The sequence below is a fragment of the Neisseria flava genome (genome assembly GCF_982712965.1).
Genome location: NZ_CEXQBZ010000086.1, coordinates 1 through 4,613, shown reverse-complemented (window position 1 = coordinate 4,613; position 4,613 = coordinate 1). Strand labels below are relative to the sequence as shown.

The 4,613-nt window shown below is 50.7% G+C and carries 6 protein-coding genes; 3 read left to right on the top strand and 3 right to left on the bottom strand.

Translation table 11 applies throughout. The features are described 5' to 3' along the window. Positions 1–111: 111 nt before the first annotated feature. The 3 genes from nusB to AC5M9B_RS04510 all read right to left on the bottom strand — a co-directional run bounded on the left by nusB (position 112) and on the right by AC5M9B_RS04510 (position 1,566). Positions 112–543: a transcription antitermination factor NusB gene (gene nusB, locus AC5M9B_RS04520; protein WP_003744263.1), complete on the bottom strand. Its 432-nt coding sequence runs from the start codon at positions 541–543 to the stop codon at positions 112–114. 144 nt (positions 544–687) lie between these two features. Then, the gene (ribH, locus tag AC5M9B_RS04515; protein WP_070515029.1) at positions 688–1,167 is read right to left on the bottom strand and encodes a 6,7-dimethyl-8-ribityllumazine synthase; all 480 of its coding nucleotides are present in this window, start codon (positions 1,165–1,167) and stop codon (positions 688–690) included. Between the two features lie 75 nt (positions 1,168–1,242). After that, positions 1,243–1,566 carry a DUF2185 domain-containing protein gene (locus tag AC5M9B_RS04510; RefSeq protein ID WP_003765484.1) on the bottom strand — a complete coding sequence of 108 codons (324 nt, stop codon included), beginning with the start codon at positions 1,564–1,566 and terminating at the stop codon, positions 1,243–1,245. 271 nt (positions 1,567–1,837) lie between these two features. On the opposite strand from AC5M9B_RS04510, the gene rnc reads away from it, so the two are divergent. The 3 genes from rnc to thrB all read left to right on the top strand — a co-directional run bounded on the left by rnc (position 1,838) and on the right by thrB (position 4,512). Further along, entirely contained in the window at positions 1,838–2,557 is a 720-nt protein-coding gene (rnc, locus tag AC5M9B_RS04505; RefSeq protein ID WP_070656692.1) for a ribonuclease III, read from the top strand. 67 nt (positions 2,558–2,624) lie between these two features. Further along, positions 2,625–3,548, top strand: coding sequence for a GTPase Era (gene era, locus AC5M9B_RS04500; protein ID WP_204828346.1), 924 nt, complete (start codon positions 2,625–2,627; stop codon positions 3,546–3,548). Positions 3,549–3,594: 46 nt separating this feature from the next. After that, positions 3,595–4,512, top strand: coding sequence for a homoserine kinase (gene thrB, locus AC5M9B_RS04495; protein ID WP_019270736.1), 918 nt, complete (start codon positions 3,595–3,597; stop codon positions 4,510–4,512). The last annotated feature ends 101 nt before the right edge of the window (positions 4,513–4,613 follow it).

Here is a 4,613-nt window from a genome sequence, read left to right as displayed (position 1 = left end):
GTCGCATACAGAACCCAGCTTACACAGAGCGCCTGAATAGGCTTTTATGAGTGTCCAAGATTTGGGGGCCAGTTCAATTTTCAGACGACCTTTTTATGATTACTTAATGGATTATACGTTGCCGCGCTTCGGGTCATTCGGGCGCAGTTGGGCGGCGAGTTTGTCGAGGATGCCGTTGACGAATTTGTGTCCGTCGGTGCCGCCGAAGGTTTTGGTCACTTCGATGGCTTCGTTGATGATGACGGGGTAGGGGGTTTCGGGCATCGCGCTCAATTCGTGGCATGCCATCAGCAGGACGGCGCGTTCGATGGGGCTGAGGTCTTTTTCGTCGCGGTCGAGCAGGGGGCGGATTTGTTGGATGTATTCAGCGGCGTGGGTGTGCGTGCCGAAGAAGAGTTTGTTGAACAGCTCTTCGTCCGCTTTGGCGAAGTCGGGCTGGTCTTGGATGTTTTTAGCGATTTCAGGGGCGGCGGTGTTGTTGATGCCGGCTTGGTAGAGGGCTTGTACGGCTAACTCGCGGGCGCGGCGGCGTGGGGTTTTCATGGGGATTCCTTCGTTGGCGGCACGGTGGGTGCGGTAATGAATGTTTCAGACGACCTCTGTCGGATGACGGGTCGTCTGAAAACGGTTTGTTCAGCAGGCGGGCGAAACCGGAATGCGGCAAAGCTACGGGTTTCGCGTTCGGGCTTATTCTTCTTCGTCGTCAAACTGCTCTTCGATCAGATGGTTGACAAGGTTGGCACACTCGACGGCGACTTTGGCGGCGTCGGCAGCTTTTTCTTCAATACGGGCGACGGCTTGCTCGTCGTTTTCGGTGGTCAGGATGGCGTTGGCGATGGGGATGTTGTAGTCGAGTCCGACACGGGTTACGCCTGAACCGGATTCGTTGGAAACGAGTTCGAAGTGGTAGGTTTCGCCGCGGATGACGACGCCGATGGCAATCAGCGCGTCGTATTGCTCGGAGGCTGCCATGTTTTGCAGGACGAGCGGTACTTCGAGCGCGCCGGGTACGGTGGCGATGGTGATGTTGTTGTCGGCTACGCCCAATTCTTGCAGGGTGCGGCAGCAGACTTTGAGCATTTCGCTGCCGATTTCGTTGGTAAAGCGGGCTTGTACGATGCCGATGCGCAGGTGTGCGCCGTCGAGGTTCGGGGCGATGATGTTCATGGTGTTTCCTTGTATTTTGAGCGGTAAACGGGTTTTCAGACGACGTGTGGCTTTTCTGAAAACGATATTGGGGATTTATTCCTGCGGCTGCCAGTCGGCAACGGCTTGAAACTCACCGTCTTCGCCGATTTCCCATGCGCTGCCTTCGGGTTGGGTTATCAGCGCGGCGATGGCGGGATTGGACTGGGTGATTTCGGAAAGGCTGACGACGCTGAAATTGTCGGGGTCGTCGGTGTATTCGTCGGTCTCGTCGCCGCTGAAGAAACGCCAGCCGCTGTCGTTTTCGAAAACGGGGGCTTCGCGGTAGAGGAAGCCGACGGGTTCGCCTTGTTTGGCTACCGTGTTGGTCACGATGCAGCGGTCGAGTGCGGCTGAGAGGGCTTGGGCAAATTTATTCATTGCGGTGTGTGCATGCCGTAAAAATTGTGCGGATTTTATCATGATTAGGGCTGGCTCTGCACCGTGTATCTTTATATTTGCCGCTTATGGTTTGATGGTACAATGCTGGTCGTCTGAAACGGGCTGAACTGTGTTTCAGACGACTATTGCAGCCTTAAAGTGTTTCCGTATTTGCATGAAGTGCAGAAACGCATTCGGGTTGGTTTGGGAGGCTGAATTTTTGCCGCCGTCCGCCCAATATTCCGAAGCAAGAAGAAAGACAAACGTCCTCATGAAAACAGATGTGTTAAAACAGCAGGCGCATACCGCCATTCAGAATAAACTGGGTTACCATTTCAAAGATACCGCGCTTTTGCAGCAGGCGCTGACCCACCGAAGCTACCATGCGAAAAACAACGAGCGTTTCGAGTTTGTCGGCGATTCGATTTTGAACTACACCGTCGCTAAAATGTTGTTTGACGCGTTCCCCAGGCTGACCGAGGGCGAGTTGTCGCGTTTGCGCGCGAGCTTGGTCAATGAAGGCGTGTTGGCAGAAATCGCTTTGGAAATGAATGTCGGCGACGGGCTTTATTTGGGCGCGGGCGAGTTGAAAAGCGGCGGATTCAGACGGCCCTCCATCCTTGCCGATGCTATGGAAGCGATGTTTGCCGCCGTCAGCTTTGACGCGGATTTCGCCGAGGCGGAGAAAGTGGTGCGGCACTTGTATGCCGAACGCGTCAAACGCGCTGATTTCAAAACGCAGGGCAAAGACAACAAAACCGCCCTGCAAGAAGCCCTCCAAGCCCGCCGCCTTGCCCTGCCCAAATACCGCATTGAAGAACAAATCGGTCATGCCAATGACAGTATGTTCCTGATTTCATGCGATTTGGGCGAACTCGGCTTCATCTGCAAAGCACAAGGCAGCAGCCGCAAGGTTGCCGAGCAGCAAGCTGCCAAAGAAGCGCTGCAATGGCTCGAGCAACACCATCCTTTGAAAAAAGCAAAAAAATAGCCGATTTATTTTTCAGACGACCTATGGATACAAAAAAGTCGTCTGAAACTTCAAACAGAAAGCCATCATGGACATCGAAACCTTCCTGCAAAACGAATCTAGCCATCCCGCCGACTACCGTTGCGGCTTCGTCGCCATCGTCGGCAGACCCAACGTCGGCAAATCCACGCTGATGAACCACCTCATCGGGCAAAAAATCAGCATCACCAGTAAAAAAGCCCAAACCACGCGCAACCGCGTTACCGGCATTTACACCGACGACACCGCCCAATTCGTTTTCGTTGATACCCCCGGTTTCCAAACCAAACACCGCAACGCCCTAAACGACCGCCTCAATCAAAACGTAACCGAAGCGTTGAGCGGCGTCGATGCCGTCGTTTTCGTCGTCGAAGCCATGCGCTTTACCGATGCCGACCGCATCGTGATGAAACAACTGCCGACAAACACGCCCGTCATCCTCGTTATCAACAAAATCGACAAAAACAAAGCGGGCAGCGGTTTGCAGGAATTTATCGACCAAATCAGTGCAGAATTCAAATTTGCAGGGCATGAAACCGTCAGCGCCAAACACGGATTGGGCATCGCCAACCTGCTCGCGCGCCTCAGACCTTACCTGCCCGAAAGCGTGCCGATGTATCCGGAAGAAATGGTGACCGACCGTTCCAGCCGTTTCCTCGCCACCGAAATCGTGCGCGAAAAACTGTTCCGCTACCTCGGCGAAGAGCTGCCCTACGCCATGAACGTGGAAATCGAACAATTCGAAGAAGAGGAAAACGGCCTCTACCGAATCTACATCGCCGTATTGGTCGATAAAGACAGCCAAAAAGCCATCCTGATCGGCAAAGGCGGGGAGAAACTGAAAAAAATCTCCACAGAAGCCCGCCTTGATATGGAAAAACTGTTTGATACCAAAGTGTTTTTAAAGGTTTGGGTTAAGGTCAAATCAGGCTGGGCGGACGACGTGCGTTTCCTGAGAGAACTGGGTTTGTAGGTCGTCTGAAAATACTGCGATTGATTGTTTACACTGGATTTAATCTATGTCTGTTTATACTAATATTTCTGATGAGCAAATACGGGAATTTTTGTCAGATTACGATCTGGGAGAATTTGTTTCGCTGCAAGGCATTGCGCAGGGAATTACCAACAGTAATTACTTTTTGAATACTTCTAAAGGCAGCTATGTTTTAACTGTATTTGAAGTGCTGCGTCAGGATGAATTGCCATTTTTCTTGAATCTGAACCAACATTTGAGCGGTAAAGACGTGGCTTGTCCAAGTCCGATTGTACGAAAAGATGGCAAGCTGGATTCAGTATTAGCAGGTAAACCGGCTTGCGTTGTTACAAGATTAAACGGTGCGGATACCGCATGGGCGACCGAGATGCAGTGTTTTAACACGGGCGCTATGTTGGCCAAAATGCATTTGGCAGTTCAAGATTTTCCTGAAAAAATGGAAAATCCCCGGTACAACAGATGGTGGAAGCAAGCTTATGAACAATTATTGCCACAGTTGAATGAGGCTGATGCCCAGTTGTTGGGTAAGGAAATTTCAGATTTGGAAAACAATCTCGGCGGTCATTTGCCATCCGGCATCATTCATGCCGATTTATTTAAAGATAACGTTTTGTTGGATGGTGAAAATGTGGCCGGGTTCATCGATTTCTATTATGCATGTAATGGAAATTTCATGTATGACTTGGCAATCGCAGTGAATGATTGGTCGAGAACTTCTGACAGCAAGTTGGATGCCGAGTTATGCAAAGCGTTTATTGATGGTTATGAAAGCATTCGTCCGCTATCTGATGCGGAGAAGGAATATTTTCCTGTGGCGCAGCGGGCTGGGTGCGTACGCTTTTGGGTATCAAGACTGTTAGATTTTCATTTTCCCCAAGAGGGTGAGATGACTTTTATCAAAGACCCAAATGTTTTTAGGGATTTGTTGTTAAGTCTGAACTGAATTTGGATATGTTGTAGCGATTTCAAAGGTCCTTGGATTCGGATTTCAAGTGCAACACTAGTGTATCAGTGGTTTGAACAGATTCAAGAATAAAACACTTG